Here is a 21,796-nt window from a genome sequence, read left to right on the forward strand (position 1 = left end):
TTTGGGAAAGGACCGAGGGCTGCAGATAAAGAAGGGGGGGAGGGGGTGGGTGGAGTTTCGCCGGGTTCGGGGTTGTGGGGGGCCCGGGGAAAGGGGGGGGGCGCCGGCGGGGGAACGCCCGGCGCCCTCATCCGGAAAGCCTCAGCGGTGCAGTGCCTCCGCCGCCTCCGAAGTCTGCGGGGCGTGCGTCGCGACGATCCGTTCGCGCCCGGACACGGGAGCCCGCCGCCGGTCCACCGCGTACGCCGTTCCGGCCACCGCCAGGCCCAGGACCGCGAGGCCCGCTCCGGCGAGCGCCGGGGACGTCACGCCGAAGCCCGCCGACAGGGCCAGGCCGCCGATCCAGGCGCCGCCGGCGTTGGCCAGGTTGAAGGCGGCCTGGTTCGCCGAGGACGCCAGGGACGGGGCCGCCGACGCCTTCTCCATGACCATCAGCTGGAGCGGGGAGCCGGTGGCGAACGCGGCTGTGCCGAGCAGGACCACCGCCAGGGCCGCGCTCCACGTCGTGGACATGAGCAGCGGGAACAGTGCCAGGACCGCCACCAGCGACACCAGGCCCGCGAACAGCGTGCCGCGCAGGGAGTGGTCCGCGAGCCGCCCGCCGAGCAGATTGCCGGCCGTCGCGCCGACGCCGAACAGGGCGAGCAGCAGGGTCACGCTGGAGCCGGCGTATCCGGCGGAGCCCGTCAGCATCGGTGTGATGTAGCTGTAGGCGGAGAAGAGCGCGCCGAAGCCCGCGACCGTCGTGCCGAGCGCCAGCCACACCGGCAGGGACCGCAGCGCGGCCAGTTCGCCGCGCAGTCCGGCGGGGGCGGCGTGGGCGTGGTCGTGCGGGATCAGCAGCGCGAGCGCGGCGATCGCCGCCAGGCCGATCGTGCTGACGCCGAGGAACGTCGCCCTCCAGCCGAGGTGCTGCCCCATGAGCGTGGCGACGGGGACACCCGCGACGTTGGCGACGGTCAGGCCCAGGAACATCAGCGAGACGGACCGGGCCTTGCGTTCGGGCGCGACCATCGTCGTCGCGACGACCGCGCCGACACCGAAGAAGGCACCGTGCGGCAGACCGCTCAGGAAGCGGGCCGCCAGCAGCCAGCCGTTGTCGGGGGCGAACGCGGACAGCGCGTTGCCGGCCACGAAGAGGCCCATGAGGCCGATCAGGACCGTGCGTCGGGACATCCGCGCGGTCACCGCGGCGAGCAGCGGGGCGCCGATGACGACACCGAGCGCGTACGCCGAGACCAGGTGACCGGCGGTGGGGATCGAGATGTTCAGGTCGTCCGCGACTTCGGGCAGCAGGCCCATCATCACGAACTCGGTGGTGCCTATGCCGAAAGCACCCACGGCCAGGGCTAGCAGGGCCAAGGGCATGGAGAAGCCTGTGCCTTTCAGAAGAGAGCGGGTTCCGTACAACGTATGTTCAAGTACGGAACAAACTCGCTCCGGCCCGCTATTCCAGCAGGCGGCGTCAGGACGATGTGTCGACCTTCACACGCGCCGCGACCGGCAGATGGTCGCTCCCGGTCTCCGGCAGCGTCCACGAGGTCTCCGGCTCCACGTCCCGGACCAGGATCTGGTCGATGCGCGCCATCGGGAACGACGCCGGCCAGCTGAAGCCGAAGCCGCTGCCCGCCGCGCCCTGCGTGGAGCGCATCTGGGAGGTGACGGCGTTCAGGGCGCGGTCGTTCATGGTGCCGTTGAGGTCGCCGAGCAGGACGGCCTTCTTCACGGGCTCGTCGGCGATGGCCTCGCCCAGCGCGTCGGCGCTCTTGTCGCGCTGGTGGGCGGTGAACCCGGCCTCCATCTTCACGCGGACCGACGGCAGATGGGCGACATACACCGCGACCTGCCCGGCCGGTGCCGTCACCGTGGCCCGCATGGCACGGGTCCAGCCCAGCTTGATGTCGACCGGCTTGACGCCCGTCAGCGGGTACTTGCTCCACAGGCCGACGGTGCCCTGCACCGAGTGGTACTTGTACGTCGACGCCAGCGCCTTCTCGTACACCGGGACCGCCGAGGCCGTCAGCTCTTCCAGGGCCAGCACGTCGGCGCCGGAGGCGGCGACGTCACGGGCGGTGCCGGACGGGTCGGCGTTGTCGGCGTTGACGTTGTGCGTGGCCACCGTGAGGTCGCCGCCGACGGCCGTCTTGTCGGTGAGCAGCCCGCCGAAGAGGTTCAGCCACACGATCGCCGGCAGCACCACCGCGATCAGCGCGGTCGCGGACTTGCGGACCAGCGCGAGCAGGAGCAGCACCGGGACGAAGAGCCCGAGCCAGGGCAGGAACGTCTCCGTGAGGCTGCCGAGGTTGCCGAAGCGGTTCGGGATGCGCGAGTGCAGCAGCATCACCAGGGCGAGGAGCACCGCGAGCGCGGCGACCACCAGCCCCCGGCGCCAGATGCGCCGGTCGCCCCGCCAGTCGGCGAGCAGGCGGTGCGTCAGGCGCCGAAGCCGGGGTTCGTTGCGCTCGTCACCCGAGCCGCTGCCGTCCGTCTCCGTCACGTACGCCTGTTGCGCCATACCGTCGCCTCACTACCTGCCTGCACACCGTCTCCCCCGTGTCCCTACGACCCTAGGGGATGATCGGCTCCGTTCTCGCCGTCCCATGACGGCCGTACGCAACACGAGGACGAACGAGTCGGCGTTCGGGGTTCCGAACATGCCCGACGAGGCGCTGTCTGTGACGAAACACGCACACTGCGACGGCTGGTTGACGGCACGCCGCACGTCGAGGTCAGCGGGAACTGACGGGGCGTAGCCCTTCGAGGAGGGTGTCGACGATCTGCTCCGAGAGTCCCTCCGGCAGCTCGGCCTCGGGATGCAGGACGGTCCGCAGGAGCATCGGCCCGACCAGTAGGTCGCTCAGCAGTTCGATGTCGACGTCCGCGCGCAGTTCGCCGTTGCGCTGTCCGCGCCGCAGGACCTCCGCCTGGATCCTGCGCCGTCCCTCGACGACGGTCGCCTGGTAGGCGGCCCAGATCTTCGGGCTGCTCTTCATCTGGGCGTACACGCTGTGCAGGAGGGCCGAGGAACGGGTCACCAGCCCACGTTGGCGCGCCTGTTCCAGGAGGGCCACGAGGTCGTCGCGCAGGGAGGTGCCCGGCAGTTCGGGGGCCGGGGGCTCGGCGCTGCGCACGACGTCCGCGAAGAGTTCCTCCTTGCCGCTCCAGCGGCGGTAGATGGTGGCCTTGCCGACCCCGGCGGTGCGGGCGATGCGCTCGATGGAGAGTTCGGCGAGCGGAGTGCCGTCCTCCAGCAGCTTCATGACGCCCTCGAGTATGGACCGTTCGACGGCCTCACTGCGGGGTCGGCCGCGCCCCGAGGTGCCAGGAGAGGCTTGGCTGCCGGCAAGGCTCACTTCGGTCCGTCCCTTCGGTCGACAAGGCACATTGTCCTACGTGGCCGGCCCCCTACTCGGACGCGGCCACCAACTGGGCCTCCTCCTCGCCCTGCTGAGGTTCCTTGGGCTTGCCCGGCAGGAACAGCGCGACCACGACCGCTCCGACGAGCGCCACGGCCACGCCGCCCAGCGCGGTGACGTGCATGGCGTGCAGGAACGCGTCGTTCGCCGGGTCGACCAGGGCCTGGCCCCGCGGGCCGAGCTTCGCGGCGACGCCGAGGGTGGCCTCGATGGACTCACCGGCCGTGTCCCGCAGACCCGCGGGCAGCGCGCCGAGCTTGTCCTCGATGCCGGTGCGGTACGCCGTGGACAGCACCGAGCCGAGGACGGCGATGCCGAGGGCGCCGCCGACCTGACGGAAGGTGTTGCTGAGCGCGGAGGCGGAGCCGGCCTTCTCGCGGGGCAGCGCCTGCATGATGACGACGCTGGTCGGGGTCATGATGTGGGCCATGCCCGCGCCCATGAGGAAGAAGACGACCTCCAGGATCCAGATCGGGGTGTCCGCCTCGAACGTGGCGAACGCGCCGAGCGTCGCGGCGATCAGGAGCAGGCCGCCGGTCGTGGTGGCCTTGTTGCCGAAGCGGTCGACGACGAGCCGGGCGCGCGGCGCGAAGATCATCTGGGCGGCGGCCAGCGGCAGCATCAGCAGCCCGGACTGGAGCGCGGAGTAGCCGCGCACGCTCTGGGTGTAGAAGACGGAGAAGAAGGTCACGCCCATCAGCGCGAAGAAGACCAGCGCGATGGCGGCCATCGCGGCCGAGAAGACCTTGTTCTTGAAGTAGGTGACGTCGAGGGACGGGTGGTCGCTGCGCTTCTCGAACACGATGAAGGCGGCCAGGATCACGAGTCCGGCGACGATGGTCGACAGCACGGTCACGTCCGTGAAGTCCGCGAGCTCACCGCCCTTGATGATGCCGTAGACCAGCAGGACCAGGCCGACGACGGACAGGACGACGCCGACGGGGTCGACGCGGCCGGGCCTCGGGTCGCGGGAGTCGGGAACGAGCCACATCATCAGCCCGATGGCGAGGATCACGATCGGCACGTTGATGAGGAAGACGGAGCCCCACCAGAAGTGGTCCAGGAGCAGGCCGCCGGTGATCGGCCCTATCGCGATGGCGAGGCCGACGCCGCCCGCCCAGATGCCGATGGCCTTGGGCTGCTCCTCACGCTCGAAGACGTTCATCAGCACGGCGAGGGTCGCGGGCATGACGAAGGCCGCACCGAGCGCCATGAGGGCGCGGAAGGCGATGAGCTGCGCGGGTGAGCCGGACTCGGCCGCCAGCGCCGAGCCGATGCCGAACACGGCGAGGCCGCCCAGCAGGACCTTCTTGCGACCCACGCGGTCGCCGAGGAGGCCGGCGGTGAACAGCAGGCCGGCGAAGACCAGGGTGTAGGAGTTGATCGCCCACTCCAGCTCGCTCTGGGTGGCGCCCAGGCCGGTCGGGGCGGGGGTGGAGATCGTCTTGATGGCGACGTTCAGGATCGAGTTGTCCAGCACCACGATCAACAGGCTCAGCATCAGCACGCCGAGAATCGCCCAGCGGCGCCGGTGCACGACGTCCGGTATCCGGGGGGCGGGGGCGGCAGGAGTAGTCATGCGGTCCAGACTAGGCGACTTTCGATACGAGACCGTCTCGTATTGGAATGACTTTACCGAGCCCTTACGTAGACCGCCCCCGGGACGCGGCAGGGCGAGTGGGGGGCGGAACTCACAGGGGGTGCCCTAGCCGTCGATGGCACGAGGTGCCACCATGGAGACGGTCCGGGGACGCCGTCAGGGCGCCTCGAGATGACGTAAGGAGCCGTTGCAATGACGCAGCTATCGGCTGCCCAGCACAAGCCCTCCGACGGCAGCAAGGCGCTGTACGGGGGGAAGGGCACCCGCCGCATCACCGTCCGCGACATCACCGCCGCCAAGGAACGCGGCGAGAAGTGGCCCATGCTCACCGCGTACGACGCGATGACCGCGTCCGTCTTCGACGAGGCCGGCATCCCGGTCATGCTCGTGGGCGACTCGGCGGGCAACTGTCACCTCGGGTACGAGTCCACCGTGCCCGTCACGCTCGACGAGATGACCATGCTGTCCGCCGCGGTCGTACGGGGCACCAGCCGCGCCCTGATCGTCGGCGACCTGCCCTTCGGTTCCTACCAGGAGGGCCCCGTGCAGGCGCTGCGCTCGGCGACGCGCCTGGTGAAGGAGGCCGGCGTCGGCGCGGTCAAGCTGGAGGGCGGCGAGCGCTCGCACCGGCAGATCGAGCTCCTGGTGGAGTCCGGCATCCCGGTCATGGCGCACATCGGCCTCACCCCGCAGTCCGTCAACGCGATGGGCTACCGCGTCCAGGGCCGCGGCGAGGAGGCGGCCCAGCAGTTGCTGCGCGACGCGAAGGCCGTGCAGGACGCCGGTGCCTTCGCGGTCGTCCTCGAACTGGTTCCGGCCGAGCTGGCCGCCGAGGTGACCCGCGTGCTGCACATCCCGACCGTCGGCATCGGCGCGGGTCCCGACACGGACGCGCAGGTCCTGGTGTGGACCGACATGCTCGGTCTGACCGGCGGCCGGATGCCGAAGTTCGTCAAGAAGTACGCCGACCTGCGCGAGGTCATGGGCAACGCGGTCAAGGCCTTCGCGGAGGACGTCGTCGGCGGAACGTTCCCGCAGGAGGAGCACTCCGTCCACTGAGCCACCGCCCGCACCGAGGCAGCCCCGCCGATCTTCCCCCGTCGGCGGGGCCTGCTGCATTTTGCGCCTGAACGGGCGCCACTCTCGCGGAGGTGACTGCTCGGCCTCTTTTGCGCCTGAACCGGCGCCGCTCTCGCGGAGGTGGCTGCTCGGCGCTTTTTGCGCCTGAACCGGCGCCGCTCTCGCGGAGGTGGCTGCTCGGCGCTTTTTGCGCCTAAGCCGGCGCCGCTCTCGCGGAGGTGGCTGCTCGCCGTCGTAGTTCCTCAATTGATGGTTGCTGTGGTCGCCGGGGGGTGGCGGTGGGGTTCGCCGTCTGTCGGTGGCTTGTCGGTGGGGCTCGCCGTCTGTCGGTGAGCTGTAGGTCGTTTGTCGGTGGCGGCTGACACCGTCCTTCACATGACGCGAATCGACAACGAACTCCGCGGAGTGGCCGTCACCGTGCGGGGGATGGTCAAGCACTTCGGCGAGACCAAGGCACTGGACGGCGTGGATCTGGACGTGCATGAAGGCACCGTGATGGGGGTGCTCGGACCCAACGGGGCCGGAAAGACCACCCTCGTCCGCATCCTCTCCACCCTCCTCTCCCCCGACGCCGGGCAGGCGACCGTCGCCGGATACGACGTCGTACGACAGCCCCGGCAGCTGCGCAGGGTGATCGGGCTGACCGGGCAGTACGCCTCCGTGGACGAGAAGCTGCCCGGCTGGGAGAACCTCTACATGATCGGCCGGCTGCTCGACCTGTCCCGCAAGGACGCCCGGGCCCGCGCCGACGAGCTGCTGGAGCGGTTCTCGCTGACGGAGGCCGCCAAGCGACCGGCGGCGACGTACTCCGGCGGTATGCGACGACGCCTCGACCTGGCGGCCTCGATGATCGGCCGTCCGGCCGTGCTCTTCCTCGACGAGCCGACCACCGGCCTCGACCCGCGCACCCGCAACGAGGTGTGGGACGAGGTGAAGGCCATGGTCGGGGACGGCGTGACCGTGCTGCTGACCACCCAGTACATGGAGGAGGCCGAGCAGCTCGCCTCCGAGCTGACCGTCGTCGACCGCGGCAAGGTCGTCGCCACCGGCGCCATCCACGACCTGAAGGCGAAGGTCGGCGGACGCAGCCTGCGCGTCCGCCCGGCCGATCCGCTCCGGCTGCGCCCGCTCGCCCGCGCCCTGGACGGCCTCGGCATCACCGGACTCGCCACGACCACGGTCGACACCACCACCGGCACGCTCCTCATCCCGGTCCTCAGCGACGAGCAGCTCACCGCGGTGGTCGGCGCGGTCACCGCGCACGGCACCACCATCGCCTCCATCACCACCGAAATGCCCAGCCTGGACGAGGTGTTCCTGTCCCTCACCGGCCACCGCGCCAGTGCCGCGCAGGACGCCACGCCCGCCGAGACCCGCGAGGAGGTCGCCGTATGAGCGCCGCCACCCTGACCCCCGACCTCAAGGCCGACGACGCCCGTATCCCGCTCCGCTCCCACCTGCGCCACACCGGCGCGTTGGTCCGCCGCAACCTGCTGTGGATCCGTCAGGACCCGGAGTCGATGTTCGACGCGGTGTTCATGCCGATCATCTTCACGCTGCTGTTCGTGTACGTCTTCGGCGGCTCGATCGGGCAGTCCCTCGGCGGCGGGCAGGACGCGTACGTGCAGTACATGGTGCCCGGCATGCTGGCCATGATGGGCATGAACATCTCCCAGGGCGTCGGCACGGGCTTCAACGAGGACTTCCAGAAGGGGGTCATGGACCGCTTCCGGTCGCTGCCGATCGGCCGCGGCTCCGTGCTGGTCGCCAAGATCGTGGTCGAGCTGATGCGGATGCTCGTCGCGACGACGATCGTGGTGATCGTCGGTGTCCTGGTCGGCTTCGACATCACGAACTGGGGCGGTCTGCTGGCCGCCGTGGGACTGTCCGTGGTGTTCGGCTCGGCCCTGATGTGGGTGTTCCTCACCCTCGGCGTGACGATGAAGAACGCGCAGTCCGTGCAGGCGATGGGCTTCCTGGTGCTGATGCCGCTCCAGTTCGGCTCCTCCATCTTCGCCCCGACCGGCTCGATGCCCGGCTGGCTGCAGAACTTCACCGACTACAACCCGCTGTCCTCGCTGGCCGACGCGGCCCGCGGTCTGATGGTGGGCGGCCCGGTGGCGCACGACCTGTGGGTGACGCTGGGCTGGTCGGCGCTGCTCACGGCGGTGATGGCGCCGATCTCGATCCACAAGTTCCGGACGAAGAACTGACCGGCGGGCGCGGGTGCCCCCCGTCCGCCGGTCACACCAGGGCGGCGGCCTCCTCGAAGGAGAGGCCGCCGCCCTCGGCGTACGCGCTCTCGTACGCGGCGTCGCCGAGCACGGTCCGCACGCGCAGCACGGCACGGTCGCGGACCTCGCTCTCCAGGCGCGAGGGGTTGTGCTGGGGCGGCAGCAGGGCGTTGGCGGCGCCGAGGCAGCGGGCGGCGTCGACGGCGCGGCTGCCGCCGTCGACGCCGGTCAAGGCGATCGCGGCGATGGTCAGGTACGAGGAGGGCATGTGCGGGGAGAGGGCCATGGAGAGCATGTGGTCGGCCTGCTCCAGCGCGCGCCGGGCGAGGCCCAGGCACTCCTCGTACCGCCCGTCCGCCGCCTCCAGCCAGGCCTCCGCGCCCAGGAGCAGGGCGTCGAAGACGATGAAGTGGGCGATGCGGAACTCCTCGCGCAGCAGCCGAAGGTGCTCACGCGCCTCGGCCGTGCGGTCGGTCATGCCGAGCCAGCCGACCAGGAAGAGCCGGGCGGCGGGCATCGCCCCGTTGGCCGCGTGCCGCTGCTCGGCGATCACCTCGCGCAGGATCCGTTCGCCCTCCTCGACCTCCCCGGCCTCCAGCAGCGCGCTGCCGAGGCGGGACCTGAGCACCGCCACCTGGGCGCAGGCACCGAGCCGTTCGGCCTCGCCGACGGCCGCCTCGTAGTCGGCGGCGGCCGCCAGGTAGGCGCCCTGGCGCTCACGGGCCTCGCCGCGCGCGGAGAGGGCCTCGGCGAGACCCCAGGCGTCCCCCAGGCGACGGAAGATCTCCAGCGCCTCCTCGGCGTCACGGGCCGCGTCGCCCGCCCAGTCGCTGCGGTTGGCCAGCAGGTTGGCACGCATCTGCAGACAGCCGGCGAGCTCCCACTCGAAGCCGGGCGTCGCACGGCAGGTGCGGACGTTGGCGTCGATGATCGTGCGCACGCGGTCCATGTCGCCGGTCAGCATCACGGCGAAGAACCAGAGCAGGCCCGGCCCGCGGCAGGTCTGTGGGAGACCGGGCTCGTAGACCTCGGTGATGGCACGCAGCTTGGCCTGCGCCGCGGGGGACTGCCAGGCGTCCAGCTCGGTGTCCATCCCGGCGAGATGGGCGAGGTGAACGCCCCGCCGGGCCTCCTGGAGCAGCTCGCCGGTCAGCGGGGGCGGGATGTCCGTGCAGCGCTGGAGGACGGGGACGGCGCGGCGGAGCGGGGCCGCGAACGGGTCGGGGCCGAGTTCCATCACCTCGCTGCACCAGTTGCGGGCCTCGATGCGCAGGTCGCGCATCTGCCAGTACAAGGCGAGGGACAGGACGAGGCAGAGCGCCTCCTGTTCGTCGCGGGCGGCGACGGCACGGCGCAGGGCCGTACGCAGGTTCTCGTACTCGAGCTCGAAACGTGCGATGGCGCCGCGCTGGCGGGAGCCGCGCAGCAACGGGTCGGTGGTCCGGGCGAGTTCGCGGTAGTACGTCAGGTGCGCGTGCTCGGCCGAGGCCCGCTGCCCGGCTTCGTCGAGCCGCTCGCCGGCGTACTCGGCGACGGTTTCCAGGAGCCGGTAGCGCATGGTGCCGTCGGCCGCGGGGGCGGCCACGACGAGGGACTTGTCGACGAGTGAGCCCAGCGCGTCGAGCGCGCCCGGCCCGCACACCGCCTCCGCGGCGGCGAGGTCGCAGCCGCCGGCGAACACCGACAGGCAGCGCAGTGCGTCCCGCTCCTCCTCGTCGAGCAGGTCCCAGGACCAGTCGACGACCGCGCGCAGGGTCTGCTGGCGGGGCAGGACCGTGCGGCTTCCGGAGGTGAGCAGCCGGAAACGGTCGTCGAGCCGATCCGCTATCTGACGGGGCGTCAACATGCGTAGCCGGGCGGCCGCGAGCTCGATGGCGAGGGGCAGGCCGTCGAGGCGCCGGCAGATCTCGGCACACGCGTCGGGGTCGTCCGCGACCCGGAACCCGGGCTGGGCGGCGGCCCCGCGCTCCGCGAGCAGCCGCAGGGCGACCGGCTCCGGCAGCGGCTCCACGGGCCGCAGCAACTCCCCCGGCACTCCGAGGGGTTCACGGCTGGTGGCGAGCACCGTCAGCTGTGGGCAGCGGGCGAGCAGCTCCTCCACCAGGCGGGCGGCCGCGTCGACGACGTGCTCGCAGTTGTCGAGGACGATCACCATACGGCGCCTGGCGCAGTGTTCGACGAGACGTTCCACCGGGTTGTCGTAGCGGTCGGGCGCGGCGGCACGAATGCCCTCGGCACCGGCGCCGTGCAGCACCGTCTCGCGGGCGCCGATCGCGGTGAGCACGGCCTCCGGCACGGCCGCCGGGTCCTCCACCGGCGCCAGCTCGGCCAGCCACACCCCGTCCCGCGCCGCGTCCCTCACCACCTCGGCCGCCTCCTGCGACAACCGCGTCTTCCCGGCCCCACCCGGCCCGAGCAACGTCACCAGCCGCGCGGCCGCGAGATCCCCCCGAATGACCTCGATGTCGGCCTCCCGCCCGACGAAGGAGGTGAGCCGGGCACGGAGGTTGCCGGGGCGCGGGGTCTGCGGGGCCGGAAGGCCCTGACCTCCGTGTGCGTCCTCCGCCGCCGGCCCGGTTTCCCGCAGATCGGCGCCCGGAGAGACCCGCACGGTCCGCGCCGCCTCTGGCTCAGGCCCCGCAGGGCTCAGCAACTCGGCGTGCAGTGCGCGCAGTTCCGGGCCCGGGTCCGAGCCGAGGCGGTCGGCCAGGAGGTGGCGTACGTCCTCGTAGGCGGCCAGGCCCTCCGCCGTGCGGCCCGCCGCGCGCAGGGTGCGCAGGCGGAGGGCCTGGAGGGGCTCGTCCAGGGGGTGGGCGTCGCAGAGGGCGGTGAGTCCGGGGAGGGACTGCTCGGCCTGGCCGAGGTCGAGCGCGGCGGTGTGGCGGGCGCGGAGCGCTTCGAGGCGCCGGGACTCCCAGCGTGCCGCCTCCGCCGTGCGGTCGGGCAGGTCGGTGAGGGCGGGACCGTGCCACAGGGCGAGCGCGTCGTCGAGGATGACGGCCGCCTTCGCGGGGTCGCCGTCGGCCAGCGCGCGGGTGCCGTCCCCGGCCAGCCGCTCGAAACGGTGCAGGTCGACGTCGTCCGGCGCGGCGGCCAGCCGGTAGCCGCCGTCCACCGAGGCCACCGCCTCCGCGCCGAGCGCCCGCCGCAGCCGTCCCACCAGCGCCTGCAGCGCAGCCGGCGCGTCGGCGGGCGGGGCGCCGTCCCACACCTCCTCGACCAGTAAGCCCGCCGGGACGGTCCGGCCGGCCCGCAGTGCCAGCACGGTCAGCAGGGCACGCAGCCGCGCCCCGCCGACCGTGACGGGGGTGCCGTCGTCGCGGAGTGCCTGGGTGGTGCCGAGGATGCGATAGCGCACGGGGTCCATTGTCTCCGGTGGGCTCGGGGCGGGTCACGGGGTTTCGGCGGTGCGGCGCGGTGCTGGGCGGGCCGGGGAGGGGGTCGTAGGGGCCGAATGCCGGGCCCGTCCTGCAGGAACCCGCACCCCACCACGAGACGTTTCCCCCGTGCGCCCGGTACGGTCGGGCAGTCCCACCGTGTGTCCGAGAGCTCAGGGAGCCCCATGACCACCGCCCTCACCCGCCGCAGCGACCGGCGCATCAGTCCCGTCTTCGTCGGGATCCTGGCCGTCACCGCGGTCACGGGCTGGGCCACCTGGTCCGGGTTCGCCGAGCAGCCCGGCGTCGCGGTGTTCCTGTTCGTGACGTCGGCGTGGATCGTCTCGCTCTGCCTCCACGAGTACGCGCACGCCCGCACCGCCCTGCACAGCGGCGACATCTCGGTCGGTGCGAAGGGCTACCTCACGCTGAACCCGCTGAAGTACACCCACGCCCTGCTCAGCATCGTGCTCCCCGTGATCTTCGTGATCATGGGCGGTATCGGTCTGCCCGGCGGTGCCGTCTTCATCGAGCGCGGCCGCATCCAGGGCCGCTGGCGCCACAGCCTCATCTCGGCGGCCGGCCCCCTGACGAACGTGCTGTTCGCCGTCGTGTGCACGGCGCCGTTCTGGCTGGACGCGCTGGACGGTGTGCCGTACGAGTTCCAGTTCGCGCTGGCCTTCCTCGCGATGCTTCAGGTGACCGCGGCGATCCTGAACTTCCTGCCCGTGCCGGGACTTGACGGCTACGGCGTGATCGAGCCGTGGCTGTCGTACAACATCAGGCGTCAGGTCGAGCCCTTCGCGCCGTTCGGCCTGCTGTTCGTGTTCGCGCTGCTGTGGGTGCCGTCGGTCAACGCCGCGTTCTTCGACGTGATCGACTCGGTCCTGCGGTCCCTTGACATCAACCTGGGTGCGGTCGACTGCGGGCAGTGGCTGTTCCGCTTCTGGGAAGGCACCCCCGAAGTCTGCGTCAGCCCGTGACAGGCCCGCCGCCCTGCCGGGCGGCCTTGCCGCGCTTGACGTAGTACCAGCACATGTTGGACGACAGCCCCGCCAGCAGCACCCACACGACGCCCAGCCAGTTGCCCTGGACGAAGGACACGACCGCCGCGGCCACGGCGAGGGCGCAGACGACGAAGGCGTAGACGGCGAGTCGCCGGCCTGGGCCGGGTGGGGGCGAGAGGGGCATGGAGTCGGCTCCTGTCAGGGGACACTGCGGGCACTGCTGATGCCCACCAGTGTCCCCCATCCCCTCAGACGTCCGTGACCCGCAGCCCCGCGTGCGCCTTGTAGCGCCGGTTCACGGAGATCAGGTTCGCGACCAGCGACTCCACCTGGTGGGCGTTGCGCAGCCGCCCCGAGAAGATGCCGCGCATGCCGGGGATGCGGCCGGCCAGCGCCTGCACGATCTCCACGTCGGCGCGCTCCTCGCCCAGCACCATCACGTCGGTGTCGATCTCCTCGATCTCCGGGTCCTGGAGGAGAACCGCCGACAGGTGGTGGAAGGCCGCGGTCACCCGCGAGTCCGGCAGCAGGGCGGCGGCCTGCTCGGCGGCGCTGCCCTCCTCCGGCTTCAGCGCGAAGGCGCCCTTCTTGTCGAAACCGAGCGGGTTGACGCAGTCGACGACGAGCTTTCCGGCCAGCTCCTCGCGCAGGGACTCCAGGGTCTTGCCATGGCCCTCCCAGGGCACGGCGACGATCACGATGTCGCTGCGGCGCGCGGTCTCGGCGTTGTCGGCGCCCTCGACGCCGTGCCCGAGCTCGTCGGCGGCGGCCTGGGCGCGGTCGGCGGCCCGCGAGCCGATGATCACCTTCTGCCCCGCCCGGGCGAGCCGGTAGGCGAGGCCCTTGCCCTGCGGCCCGGTCCCGCCGAGCACGCCGACGACGAGCCCGGAGACGTCGGGGAGGTCCCAGGGGTCCTTGGCGGGGGCCTTCGCCGGGGTGCCGGTGGGCTGCTGTGCACTGTCGGTAGAGGTCATGGGCCGACTTTACGTGCGGAAGCGCGCGCCCTTCCGCTCAGGTGAGGCGGCTCACGGGCACCCGCCGGAAGGTGATCGTCTCGTACGCGCCGAAGTCGCCGGTCTCGTAGAGCAGTCCGACGTTGTCCGCGTCGACGCGCACGAGGTCGGAGTAGGCGGCGGGCAGGCCGTCCACCGTGAACGCCGGGCGCCAGGTGGTGCCGCCGTCGGTGGAGACGCGCAGGGTCATCAGGGCGCGGAAGCCGGGGTCGGCGGGGCCGGAGTAGAGGAGCAGGTCGGGGTCGCTCAGTTGCAGGACGCTCGCCTGGCACACGGGGGCGGTCAGGCCGGCCTGCGGGCGGAAGGGCCGGGCAAGGGTGCGGCCGCCGTCCTCGGAGTGGGCGTCGGCGCGGGTGCCCGGTGCCGTCGGAGCGGGCGGGCGGGAACTACCCGTGTCGTTGCGGGTGTTGAAATAGACGCGGCCGTCGGGGAGTTCGGCGGCGGTGGTCTCGTTGGCGTTGATGTAGTTGTCGGGGTTGTCGTCGACGTAGCCGATGCTCCAGGTCTCGCCCCGGTCGTCGCTGAGCAGGCAGTGACCGCCGTTGTAGCGGCCCTGGGTGCCGTTGTCCTCGCCGGTCGGGGGGAGGGAGTGGTTGGCGGGGACGACGATCCGGCCGGTGCTCAACTGGATGGCGTGGCCGGGGGTGGTGGCGTACCAGCGCCATTCCTCGCGCTTCACCTGCGGGGTGATCTCTCTCGGAGCCGACCAGGTGAGCCCGTCGTCGTCGCTGTGCCGCACCCACACGCGGCGGCCGTCGGCCGGGCCGACCGCACCGCGCCGGATGGCCTCCTCGGTGGCGAGGGCCGCGTTACGGACGTGCACGAGCAGGATCCGGCCGGTGTCGAGGACCACGGGGGCGGGGTTGCCCGCGAGGGCGTCGCCGTTCTCGGCGGCGACCTGGAGCGGGCCCCAGGTGCGGCCGCCGTCGGTGGACCGTTTCAGGACGATGTCGATGTGGCCGAAGTCGTTCCGGGAGTCGACCCTGCCCTCGCAGAAGGCGAGCAGGGTTCCGATGAGGGTCCCCCCGCTCGAGCGACGTCGAGAGTGGGGGAGGGTGGCGACGACGGCCGGGATCCGGAAGCTCGCGTACCCCTCGCGGCCTGCGCGGAAGGGGACGGACGCGTCGGACGTGGGGGCCTCGGACGTGGATGCCTCAGGTGCCTCGGTCATGGGCGGGCCCTCCCCATGTCGGGCGAATTCGGGGTGAACGCGGGGTCAACGGTGGCCGATTACGGCAGTATGCGGGCGCATGGACGCCGTACGAGTCGCGTTGCTGCGTGAGGTGCTCGCCGGGACGGAGTGGCTGGGGGCCACGCGGCGGTTCGCCGGGGCGTTACGCGGGTCTGTGGTGTCCCACGGGGGTGGCCTGCTGCTCGTGGGGACGCCGGAGTACGAACCGTGGCATCTGGCGGCACATCTGACGGACGAGGCCGCCTGGTCGGGTACGCCGGAGCTCACGCCCACGCTCGTACGGCATGAAGCGCGCCCCTCGGACCCCGCGCACCTCGCGGTCGGGCCCGGGCGGATCGAGGCGGCCCGGCGGGGAGAGACGCTGCTGGTGGTGGCTCCGCGGGGGCCCGCCGCTCCCCTGCTGCAGCGGGTGCACGACGCCCGCCGCGCCGGGGTGACCGTGCTGGCTCTCGGCCCCGGTGAGGCCGAGCTGGCCGGCATGGCCCACGAGGCGCTCGCGGTGCCGGACGGGGCGGAGCTGGACCTCGACACCGTGCAGCACCTGGTGAGTGCGGCGGCCGGCGAGAACGCGCGTCCCGCCGCGCGGGGCTTCAAGGACCGCCTGTCCCGGCTGGCGGAACTGCTGACGGCCCCGCCACCTGCCCGCTGGTGAGCCGTTTCCGGAGCTGGCCGGTTTCCCGCCTCGCGGAGCCTGTCGCGGGAAAAGCGATTGCTCCCGGTCGCCCCTCCCTCGACGATGGCCCCTCGTGACCGACGAACCCGCTGCCTCCCCCGCCCCCTCCGGACTGCGCGCGCTGCTCCCCGATCTCGCCCCCTGGCGGGCCTCCGCCGACTTCCGGCGGCTGTGGGTGGCGGGGGTGATCACGAACTTCGGGAGCTTCCTGACGTTCGTCGCGCTGCCGGTGCAGATCAAGGAACTGACCGGGTCGGCCGCCGCGGTGGGGGCGATCGGGGCGGTGGAGCTCGTGCCGCTGATCGTGTTCGGGCTGTACGGCGGCGCGCTGGCCGACGCCTGGGACAAGCGGAAGCTGATCCTGTGGACGGAGGCCGGACAGGGGCTGCTGGCCCTGGTGCTGCTGGTCAACGCGGTCGCGCCGAGCCCCGCCCTCTGGCCGCTGTACGTCGTCGCCGCCCTGTCCTCCGCCCTGGCGTCCGTGCAGCGCCCCGCCCTCGACTCGCTGATGCCGAGGATCGTGGCCCACGAGCACCTGCCCGCCGCGGCCTCCCTGAACTCGCTGCGCTGGCAGGTCGGCGGCGTCGCGGGCCCCGCGCTCGCGGGCGTGGTCGTCGCCTACGCGGGGCTGGGCTGGGCGTACGCCGCGGATTTCGTCACCTTCTTCGTCTCCGTGGCGATCGGCGTCCGTCTCACCCCCTCCCCCGCCTCCCACGAGGCCGCGAAACCGTCCCTGAAGTCCATCGCCGAGGGCGCCCGGTACGCCTGGAGCCGCAAGGAGCTCCTCGGCACCTACGTCATCGACATCGTGGCGATGCTGTTCGCCATGCCGCTCGCCGTGCTGCCGTTCCTCGCGGACGACCTGGACGCCGAGTGGTCGCTCGGCCTGATGTACGCGTCGGTCCCGGCCGGCGCGCTGCTGGTGAGCCTGACCAGCGGCTGGACCTCACGGGTCCACCGGCACGGGCGGATCGTGGTCGTCTCGGCCGCGCTGTGGGGCGTGGCCATCGCCGCCGCCGGTGTCTGCGGGAACGTCTGGCTCGTACTGCTGTTCCTCACCCTCGGCGGCGGCTTCGACATGGTCAGCGGCATCTTCCGCGGGGCCATGTGGAACCAGACGATCCCGGACGAGCTGCGCGGCCGACTCGCCGGGATCGAGCTGCTGTCGTACTCGGTGGGACCGCAGCTCGGGCAGGTCTGGGTGGGCGGCATGGCCGCCTGGCGGGGCGTACGGACGTCCGTGTGGTCGGGCGGGCTGCTGTGCGTGGGCGCGGTGGGGCTGCTGGCGCTGTGCCTGCCGAAGCTGATGACGTACGACGTACGGACGAACGAGCACGCGGTGCGGCTGCGCGAACAGCGCGAGGCGGCGACCCCCGCGGCCCCCGCGTGATCCCGCGCCCGCCGCCCGCGTGTGATCCCGCCGCCGCCCGCGCCGTGTGATCAGTCCTCGCGGCGGTCACCCGCGGGCGCGTCGTGCCACTTGGGGTCGTTCTCCCACTGGAGGTTGCGCTCGCGGGCGCTCTCCATCGCGTGTTCGGCCTCCGGACGGGAGGCGTACGGACCGAAGCGGTCCTTGGCGGGGCACTCCGGCCCCTCCTCGACCTTCTTGTGCTCCAGGCAGTAGTACCACTCGCCCGGCTTACCGACCGTCCGCTTCTTGAACAGGGACATGACCAGCTCCTCTCGCCACCGACATGTTCCCCCATACCCGCTCGCTAGTGCTGCGACCGGAAAGGTTCACCGGCTCGCGACGCCCGGCACGGCACCTCGCCGCGTTGTCGCATCACCCGAGTACATCCAGTACGCGGGTCATGCTCCGCCTTGCGAGGCACCGCACCGGACGCCGCGAGCTTCCCGGCAAACCTTTCCGGTCACAGCACTAGACTCGCTGGCATGTCTGGCCAGTCGCTGCTCATCCCAGGGGAGCTGTCCCCCATCCGTTCCGTGCCCGGAAACATCCGCCGCCCCGAGTACGTCGGCAAGCCCGCGCCGACGCCGTACACCGGGCCGGAGGTGCAGACCCCCGAGACGATCGAGGCGATGCGGGTCGCCGGCCGGATCGCCGCGCAGGCGATGGCCGAGGCCGCGAAGCTGATCGCGCCGGGCGTCACCACCGACCAACTGGACAAGGTGGCGCACGAGTTCATGTGCGACCACGGCGCCTACCCGTCGACGCTGGGCTACCGCGGCTTCCCGAAGTCGCTGTGCACCTCGCTCAACGAGGTCATCTGCCACGGCATCCCGGACTCCACGGTGCTCCGCGACGGCGACATCATCAACCTGGACGTGACGGCGTACATCGGCGGGGTGCACGGCGACAACAACGCGACGTACCTCGTGGGTGACGTCGACGAGGAGTCGCGACTGCTGGTGGAGCGGACCCGGGAGTCGCTCAACCGGGCGATCAAGGCGGTCAAGCCGGGCCGGCAGATCAACATCATCGGCCGGGTCATCGAGTCGTACGCCAAGCGCTTCGGCTACGGCGTGGTGCGGGACTTCACCGGGCACGGCATCAACTCGTCCTTCCACTCCGGGCTGATCATCCCGCACTACGACAGCCCGCACGCGACGACGGTCATCCAGCCGGGGATGACGTTCACGATCGAGCCGATGCTGACGCTCGGGACGCACGAGTACGACATGTGGGACGACGGGTGGACGGTCGTCACGAAGGACCGTAAGCGGACGGCCCAGTTCGAGCACACGCTGGTGGTGACGGAGACGGGCGCGGAGATCCTGACGCTGCCGTAGCCGCCGCCTTCGACATCGAGGTCTTCCGGGCGTCGGGCGAGCCGTTGCGCCTGTCGGCGTAAGGGGGGCGGGCCGGTCCGGCTAGCGTTCCAGGAAGACGCGCCCGCCGACCTCCACCCAGCCGTAGGGCTGCGGCGCGGTGAGGATCTGCGACCCGGCCCCCTGCGTGATGTTGAGGGCCCGCCCCAGCTGATCGGTGAGGAGCATGGCGGCCGCGCCTGTCGCCTCGTCCTCCTCGATGCCGTCGTCCCGGCCGGGGAAGGCGCGGGCGCGGATCCGGCCGGCGGGCTCGTCCTCCCAGGCCCAGGCGTAGATCCACTCACCGGGCGGCGGGACGGGCAGGGCGTCGACCTCGGCGGCGGTGGCGTACTGCCGCAGGGTGCGCGGCGGCGCCCACTCCGCGCGCGCCTCGATCCAGCTGAACTCCCCGTCCTGGCGGGCGCCCACGACACCGGCCGGTGTGACCAGTTCGGGGACGTCGAGCAGCCATGCCGCACCGACGCAGGGATGTCCGGCGAAGGACAGGCGCAGGCCCGGCGTGTAGATGTCGACGATCCCGCGCTCGGGGTCGTCCACGAACACCGTCTCACTGAAGCCGAGTTTGGCCGCCAGGGCCTGCCGCTCACTCCGCTCCGGCACCGTCGAGCCGTCACGGACAACGCCCAGTTCGTTGCCGTAGCCGCCGTTCGGCGCGCAGAAGACGCGGAGCACGTCGTAGTCAGTCACCCGCGCATTGAAACATTGCCCGGGCCACGTTCACGGTCGGGCAGCCGGTCGAGGGGCTTCCCCCCTCCGTTCGGGTGCCGCCCTGATCATTCCGCATCGCGATCTTTGGATCTCCTTTGACCTTCCCATGGCATCTGTTTTGCACTCCCGTGATCATCTCGCGCTCTTACAGCGTCTATGAGAGGTGAATCACGGCACGCAGGGGTATCGCACAGGTAAGCCTCAGATAAGTTAGGCGAGCCTCACCAACCTTCGTGAGCTCTGTCACGTCATTTTTGAGCCAGCCGCTGGGAGCCCTGCATGCGTGCCGTCAGACTGTCCGTCGTCACCGCCGCCGCCACCGCGGCGGCCCTGACCGCCGTCACGGGCTGCACCGAGAAGAGCAGCGCGAAGGACGGCGACCACGTGATCAGCGTGACCGCCACCGACGACAAGTGCGAGACGTCGAAGAAGGAAGTGCCCGCCGGGCACATAGAGCTCAACATCGAGAACAAGGGCTCCAAGGTCACCGAGGTCTACGTCCTCTTCCCGGACGACCGCGTCGTCACCGAGCGCGAGAACATCGGCGCCGGCACCAAGCAGCGCGTCACCGCCGAGGTCAAGGCCGGCGCGTACGAGATCGCCTGCAAGCCGGGCATGAAGGGTGACGGCATCCGCCAGACCCTCACGGTCACCGGCGGCAAGGCCGCCAAGCGCGACCCGCGCCTGGACAAGGCCGTCGCCGCGTACCGCACCTACGTGCAGGCCCAGGCCGACGAGACGCTGCCACTGGCCGAGACCTTCGCCAAGGCGGTCAAGGACGGCGACCTGGAGGCCGCCAAGAAGGCCTACGCCCCTTCCCGTATCGGCTGGGAGCGCACCGAGCCCGTCGCGGAGTCCTTCGGCGACATCGACCCCAAGGTCGACGTCCGCGAGGACGGCCTGGAGGAGGGCCAGGACCCGGCCAAGGACTGGACCGGCTGGCACCGCCTGGAGAAGGCCCTCTGGCAGGACAAGAAGATCGGCGACCGCGAGAAGCAGCTCGCCGGCCAGCTGATCACCGACCTCAAGGACTGGCAGGAGCGGGTCGGCAAGGCCGACATCACCCCGACCTCCATGGCCAACGGCGCCAAGGAGCTGCTGGACGAGGTCGCCACCGGCAAGGTCACCGGCGAGGAGGAGCGCTACTCGCACACCGACCTGGTCGACTTCAAGGCCAACGTCGAGGGCGCGCAGAAGGCGTACGAGCTGCTCAAGCCGGTCGCGCAGGAGAACGACAAGGCGCTGACCACCGAGCTGGACAAGCAGTTCGGCACGCTGAACACGCTGCTCGACAAGTACCGCGCGGACAAGTCGTCGTACGACTTCACCTCGTACGACAAGGTCGGCAAGGCCGACCAGAAGGAGCTGTCGGACGCGGTCAACGCCCTCGCGGAGCCGCTGTCCAAGCTCGCCGCCAGCGTCGCGAAGTAGAAAACAGGGGGCTCGACCATGACGGACACCGACAGCACATCCCCCACGCCCTCCCGCCGCGCGCTGATCGGCTGGGGCGGTGCCGGGCTCGCGCTCGGCGCCGCCGCGGCCGGCGGGGCGGTCGCGATGACCCGTACCGGCAACGACGTCGACCCGGCCGGTGCCGAGGCGGGTGCCGCCGTCGCCTTCCACGGCGCGCACCAGGCGGGCATCTCCACGCCCGTGCAGGACCGGCTGCACTTCGCCGCGTTCGACGTGACCACCGACGACCGGGCCGAGTTCGTCCAGCTGCTGAAGGACTGGACCGAGGCGGCCCGGCGCATGACCGCCGGGCACGCGGTCGGCGAGGGCGCGTACGGCGGCCTGGCGGAGGCCCCGCCGGACGACACCGGTGAGGCGCTGGGCCTGAAGCCTTCGCGGCTGACCCTCACCGTCGGCTTCGGGCCGTCCCTCTTCGGGAAGTTCGACCTGGCCGACCAGCGTCCCGAGGCCCTCGTCGACCTGCCGAAGTTCGCCGGCGACAACCTCGACAAGAACCGCAGCGGCGGCGACCTGTGCGTGCAGGCGTGCGCGGACGACCCCCAGGTCGCGGTGCACGCCATCCGCAACCTCGCCCGCATCGGCTTCGGCAAGGTCGTCATCCGCTGGTCGCAGCTCGGCTTCGGCAAGACGTCGTCCACGACCCCCGACGCGCAGACCCCGCGCAACCTCATGGGCTTCAAGGACGGCACCCGCAACATCGCGGGCACGGAGACGGACCGCCTGAAGAAGCACGTCTGGGTGGACGAGAAGGACGGCCCTCAGTGGATGACCGGCGGCTCCTACCTCGTCGCCCGCCGCATCCGCATGCACATCGAGACCTGGGACCGCACCTCCCTGCAGGAGCAGGAGGACATCTTCGGCCGCGACAAGGGCGAGGGCGCACCCGTAGGCAAGGCCAAGGAGCGTGACGAACCGTTCCTGAAGGCGATGAAGCCCGACGCGCACGTGCGGCTCGCGCACCCCGACGCCAACCACGGGGCGACGCTCCTGCGCCGCGGCTACTCCTTCACCGACGGCACGGACGGCCTGGGCCGCCTGGAGGCGGGCCTGTTCTTCCTGGCGTACCAGAGGGATGTGCGCAAGGGGTTCATCCAGGTGCAGCGCAACCTGGCCACCGACGCGCTCAACGAGTACATCCAGCACGTGGGTTCGGCGGTCTTCGCGGTCCCGCCCGGCGTCCGCGACAAGGACGACTGGTGGGGACGCGCGCTGTTCTCCAAGGAGGCCTAGCCC

General features: G+C 71.5%; 19 protein-coding genes. 9 read left to right on the forward strand and 10 right to left on the reverse strand.

Annotated elements, in window-relative coordinates:
• Positions 1-141: 141 nt before the first annotated feature.
• The 4 genes from AC067M_RS01920 to AC067M_RS01935 form a co-directional block, all read right to left on the reverse strand.
• Positions 142-1,368: an MFS transporter gene (locus tag AC067M_RS01920; RefSeq protein WP_478694997.1), complete on the reverse strand. Its 1,227-nt coding sequence runs from the start codon at positions 1,366-1,368 to the stop codon at positions 142-144.
• Positions 1,369-1,465: 97 nt separating this feature from the next.
• Positions 1,466-2,515 (reverse strand): endonuclease/exonuclease/phosphatase family protein, encoded by a 1,050-nt coding sequence (locus AC067M_RS01925; protein WP_478694998.1) that lies wholly within the window; start codon positions 2,513-2,515, stop codon positions 1,466-1,468.
• A 214-nt stretch (positions 2,516-2,729) separates the two neighbouring features.
• Positions 2,730-3,353 carry a TetR/AcrR family transcriptional regulator gene (locus tag AC067M_RS01930; RefSeq protein ID WP_478694999.1) on the reverse strand — a complete coding sequence of 208 codons (624 nt, stop codon included), beginning with the start codon at positions 3,351-3,353 and terminating at the stop codon, positions 2,730-2,732.
• A 52-nt stretch (positions 3,354-3,405) separates the two neighbouring features.
• Positions 3,406-4,995 carry an MFS transporter gene (locus AC067M_RS01935; RefSeq protein WP_478695000.1) on the reverse strand — a complete coding sequence of 530 codons (1,590 nt, stop codon included), beginning with the start codon at positions 4,993-4,995 and terminating at the stop codon, positions 3,406-3,408.
• Positions 4,996-5,208: 213 nt separating this feature from the next.
• Between AC067M_RS01935 and panB the strand changes: the two genes are divergently transcribed.
• The 3 genes from panB (at position 5,209) to AC067M_RS01950 (ending at position 8,309) form a co-directional block, all read left to right on the forward strand.
• Positions 5,209-6,075 (forward strand): 3-methyl-2-oxobutanoate hydroxymethyltransferase, encoded by an 867-nt coding sequence (gene panB / locus AC067M_RS01940; RefSeq protein WP_478695001.1) that lies wholly within the window; start codon positions 5,209-5,211, stop codon positions 6,073-6,075.
• A 396-nt stretch (positions 6,076-6,471) separates the two neighbouring features.
• Positions 6,472-7,491, forward strand: coding sequence for an ATP-binding cassette domain-containing protein (locus AC067M_RS01945; protein ID WP_478695002.1), 1,020 nt, complete (start codon positions 6,472-6,474; stop codon positions 7,489-7,491).
• Positions 7,488-8,309, forward strand: coding sequence for an ABC transporter permease (locus AC067M_RS01950; RefSeq protein WP_478695003.1), 822 nt, complete (start codon positions 7,488-7,490; stop codon positions 8,307-8,309). Before AC067M_RS01945 ends, AC067M_RS01950 begins: the two co-directional genes overlap by 4 nt.
• A gap of 31 nt (positions 8,310-8,340) precedes the next feature.
• Here the strand turns inward: AC067M_RS01950 and AC067M_RS01955 are convergent, their stop codons facing one another.
• Positions 8,341-11,697, reverse strand: coding sequence for an AfsR/SARP family transcriptional regulator (locus AC067M_RS01955; RefSeq protein ID WP_478695004.1), 3,357 nt, complete (start codon positions 11,695-11,697; stop codon positions 8,341-8,343).
• Between the two features lie 195 nt (positions 11,698-11,892).
• Here AC067M_RS01955 and AC067M_RS01960 point away from each other — a divergent pair, with 195 nt between their 5' ends.
• Positions 11,893-12,690 carry a site-2 protease family protein gene (locus AC067M_RS01960; protein ID WP_478695005.1) on the forward strand — a complete coding sequence of 266 codons (798 nt, stop codon included), beginning with the start codon at positions 11,893-11,895 and terminating at the stop codon, positions 12,688-12,690.
• Here AC067M_RS01960 and AC067M_RS01965 read toward each other — a convergent pair.
• The 3 genes from AC067M_RS01965 to AC067M_RS01975 form a co-directional block, all read right to left on the reverse strand.
• On the reverse strand, positions 12,680-12,898 hold the full coding sequence (locus tag AC067M_RS01965; RefSeq protein WP_478695006.1) for a hypothetical protein: 219 nt from the start codon (positions 12,896-12,898) through the stop codon (positions 12,680-12,682). The genes AC067M_RS01960 and AC067M_RS01965 overlap by 11 nt on opposite strands.
• 64 nt (positions 12,899-12,962) lie before the next feature.
• Positions 12,963-13,688, reverse strand: a complete 726-nt coding sequence (gene npdG / locus AC067M_RS01970; protein ID WP_478695007.1) for an NADPH-dependent F420 reductase — start codon at positions 13,686-13,688, stop codon at positions 12,963-12,965.
• A gap of 37 nt (positions 13,689-13,725) precedes the next feature.
• Positions 13,726-14,898 carry a sialidase family protein gene (locus AC067M_RS01975; protein ID WP_478695008.1) on the reverse strand — a complete coding sequence of 391 codons (1,173 nt, stop codon included), beginning with the start codon at positions 14,896-14,898 and terminating at the stop codon, positions 13,726-13,728.
• Between the two features lie 79 nt (positions 14,899-14,977).
• Here AC067M_RS01975 and AC067M_RS01980 point away from each other — a divergent pair, with 79 nt between their 5' ends.
• Positions 14,978-15,571, forward strand: coding sequence for a hypothetical protein (locus tag AC067M_RS01980; RefSeq protein ID WP_478695009.1), 594 nt, complete (start codon positions 14,978-14,980; stop codon positions 15,569-15,571).
• A 94-nt stretch (positions 15,572-15,665) separates the two neighbouring features.
• The gene (locus AC067M_RS01985) at positions 15,666-16,982 is read left to right on the forward strand and encodes an MFS transporter (RefSeq protein WP_478695010.1); all 1,317 of its coding nucleotides are present in this window, start codon (positions 15,666-15,668) and stop codon (positions 16,980-16,982) included.
• Positions 16,983-17,032: 50 nt separating this feature from the next.
• Here the strand turns inward: AC067M_RS01985 and AC067M_RS01990 are convergent, their stop codons facing one another.
• Positions 17,033-17,263 carry a hypothetical protein gene (locus tag AC067M_RS01990; protein WP_478695011.1) on the reverse strand — a complete coding sequence of 77 codons (231 nt, stop codon included), beginning with the start codon at positions 17,261-17,263 and terminating at the stop codon, positions 17,033-17,035.
• A 222-nt stretch (positions 17,264-17,485) separates the two neighbouring features.
• Here AC067M_RS01990 and map point away from each other — a divergent pair, with 222 nt between their 5' ends.
• On the forward strand, positions 17,486-18,343 hold the full coding sequence (gene map, locus AC067M_RS01995) for a type I methionyl aminopeptidase (protein ID WP_478695012.1): 858 nt from the start codon (positions 17,486-17,488) through the stop codon (positions 18,341-18,343).
• Positions 18,344-18,424: 81 nt separating this feature from the next.
• Here map and AC067M_RS02000 read toward each other — a convergent pair whose 3' ends face one another.
• On the reverse strand, positions 18,425-19,069 hold the full coding sequence (locus tag AC067M_RS02000) for a PhzF family phenazine biosynthesis protein (RefSeq protein WP_478695013.1): 645 nt from the start codon (positions 19,067-19,069) through the stop codon (positions 18,425-18,427).
• A 300-nt stretch (positions 19,070-19,369) separates the two neighbouring features.
• On the opposite strand from AC067M_RS02000, the gene efeO reads away from it, so the two are divergent.
• Entirely contained in the window at positions 19,370-20,521 is a 1,152-nt protein-coding gene (gene efeO, locus AC067M_RS02005) for an iron uptake system protein EfeO (RefSeq protein ID WP_478695014.1), read from the forward strand.
• A gap of 18 nt (positions 20,522-20,539) precedes the next feature.
• Complete coding sequence (efeB, locus tag AC067M_RS02010) at positions 20,540-21,793, forward strand: iron uptake transporter deferrochelatase/peroxidase subunit (RefSeq protein WP_478695015.1); 1,254 nt, start codon at positions 20,540-20,542, stop codon at positions 21,791-21,793.
• Positions 21,794-21,796 lie beyond the last annotated feature (3 nt).

It is taken from the genome of Streptomyces sp. NPDC043427, from assembly GCF_056436655.1.

Coding starts and splice junctions, on each gene's coding strand:
- AC067M_RS01920 (WP_478694997.1), bottom strand. CDS start 1,368: ATGCCCTTGGCCCTGCTAGCCCTGGCCGTGGGTGCTTTCGGCATAGGC.
- AC067M_RS01925 (WP_478694998.1), bottom strand. CDS start 2,515: ATGGCGCAACAGGCGTACGTGACGGAGACGGACGGCAGCGGCTCGGGT.
- AC067M_RS01935 (WP_478695000.1), bottom strand. CDS start 4,995: ATGACTACTCCTGCCGCCCCCGCCCCCCGGATACCGGACGTCGTGCAC.
- panB (WP_478695001.1), top strand. CDS start 5,209: ATGACGCAGCTATCGGCTGCCCAGCACAAGCCCTCCGACGGCAGCAAG.
- AC067M_RS01945 (WP_478695002.1), top strand. CDS start 6,472: ATGACGCGAATCGACAACGAACTCCGCGGAGTGGCCGTCACCGTGCGG.
- AC067M_RS01950 (WP_478695003.1), top strand. CDS start 7,488: ATGAGCGCCGCCACCCTGACCCCCGACCTCAAGGCCGACGACGCCCGT.
- AC067M_RS01955 (WP_478695004.1), bottom strand. CDS start 11,697: ATGGACCCCGTGCGCTATCGCATCCTCGGCACCACCCAGGCACTCCGC.
- AC067M_RS01960 (WP_478695005.1), top strand. CDS start 11,893: ATGACCACCGCCCTCACCCGCCGCAGCGACCGGCGCATCAGTCCCGTC.
- AC067M_RS01965 (WP_478695006.1), bottom strand. CDS start 12,898: ATGCCCCTCTCGCCCCCACCCGGCCCAGGCCGGCGACTCGCCGTCTAC.
- npdG (WP_478695007.1), bottom strand. CDS start 13,688: ATGACCTCTACCGACAGTGCACAGCAGCCCACCGGCACCCCGGCGAAG.
- AC067M_RS01975 (WP_478695008.1), bottom strand. CDS start 14,898: ATGACCGAGGCACCTGAGGCATCCACGTCCGAGGCCCCCACGTCCGAC.
- AC067M_RS01980 (WP_478695009.1), top strand. CDS start 14,978: ATGGACGCCGTACGAGTCGCGTTGCTGCGTGAGGTGCTCGCCGGGACG.
- AC067M_RS01990 (WP_478695011.1), bottom strand. CDS start 17,263: ATGTCCCTGTTCAAGAAGCGGACGGTCGGTAAGCCGGGCGAGTGGTAC.
- map (WP_478695012.1), top strand. CDS start 17,486: ATGTCTGGCCAGTCGCTGCTCATCCCAGGGGAGCTGTCCCCCATCCGT.
- efeO (WP_478695014.1), top strand. CDS start 19,370: ATGCGTGCCGTCAGACTGTCCGTCGTCACCGCCGCCGCCACCGCGGCG.
- efeB (WP_478695015.1), top strand. CDS start 20,540: ATGACGGACACCGACAGCACATCCCCCACGCCCTCCCGCCGCGCGCTG.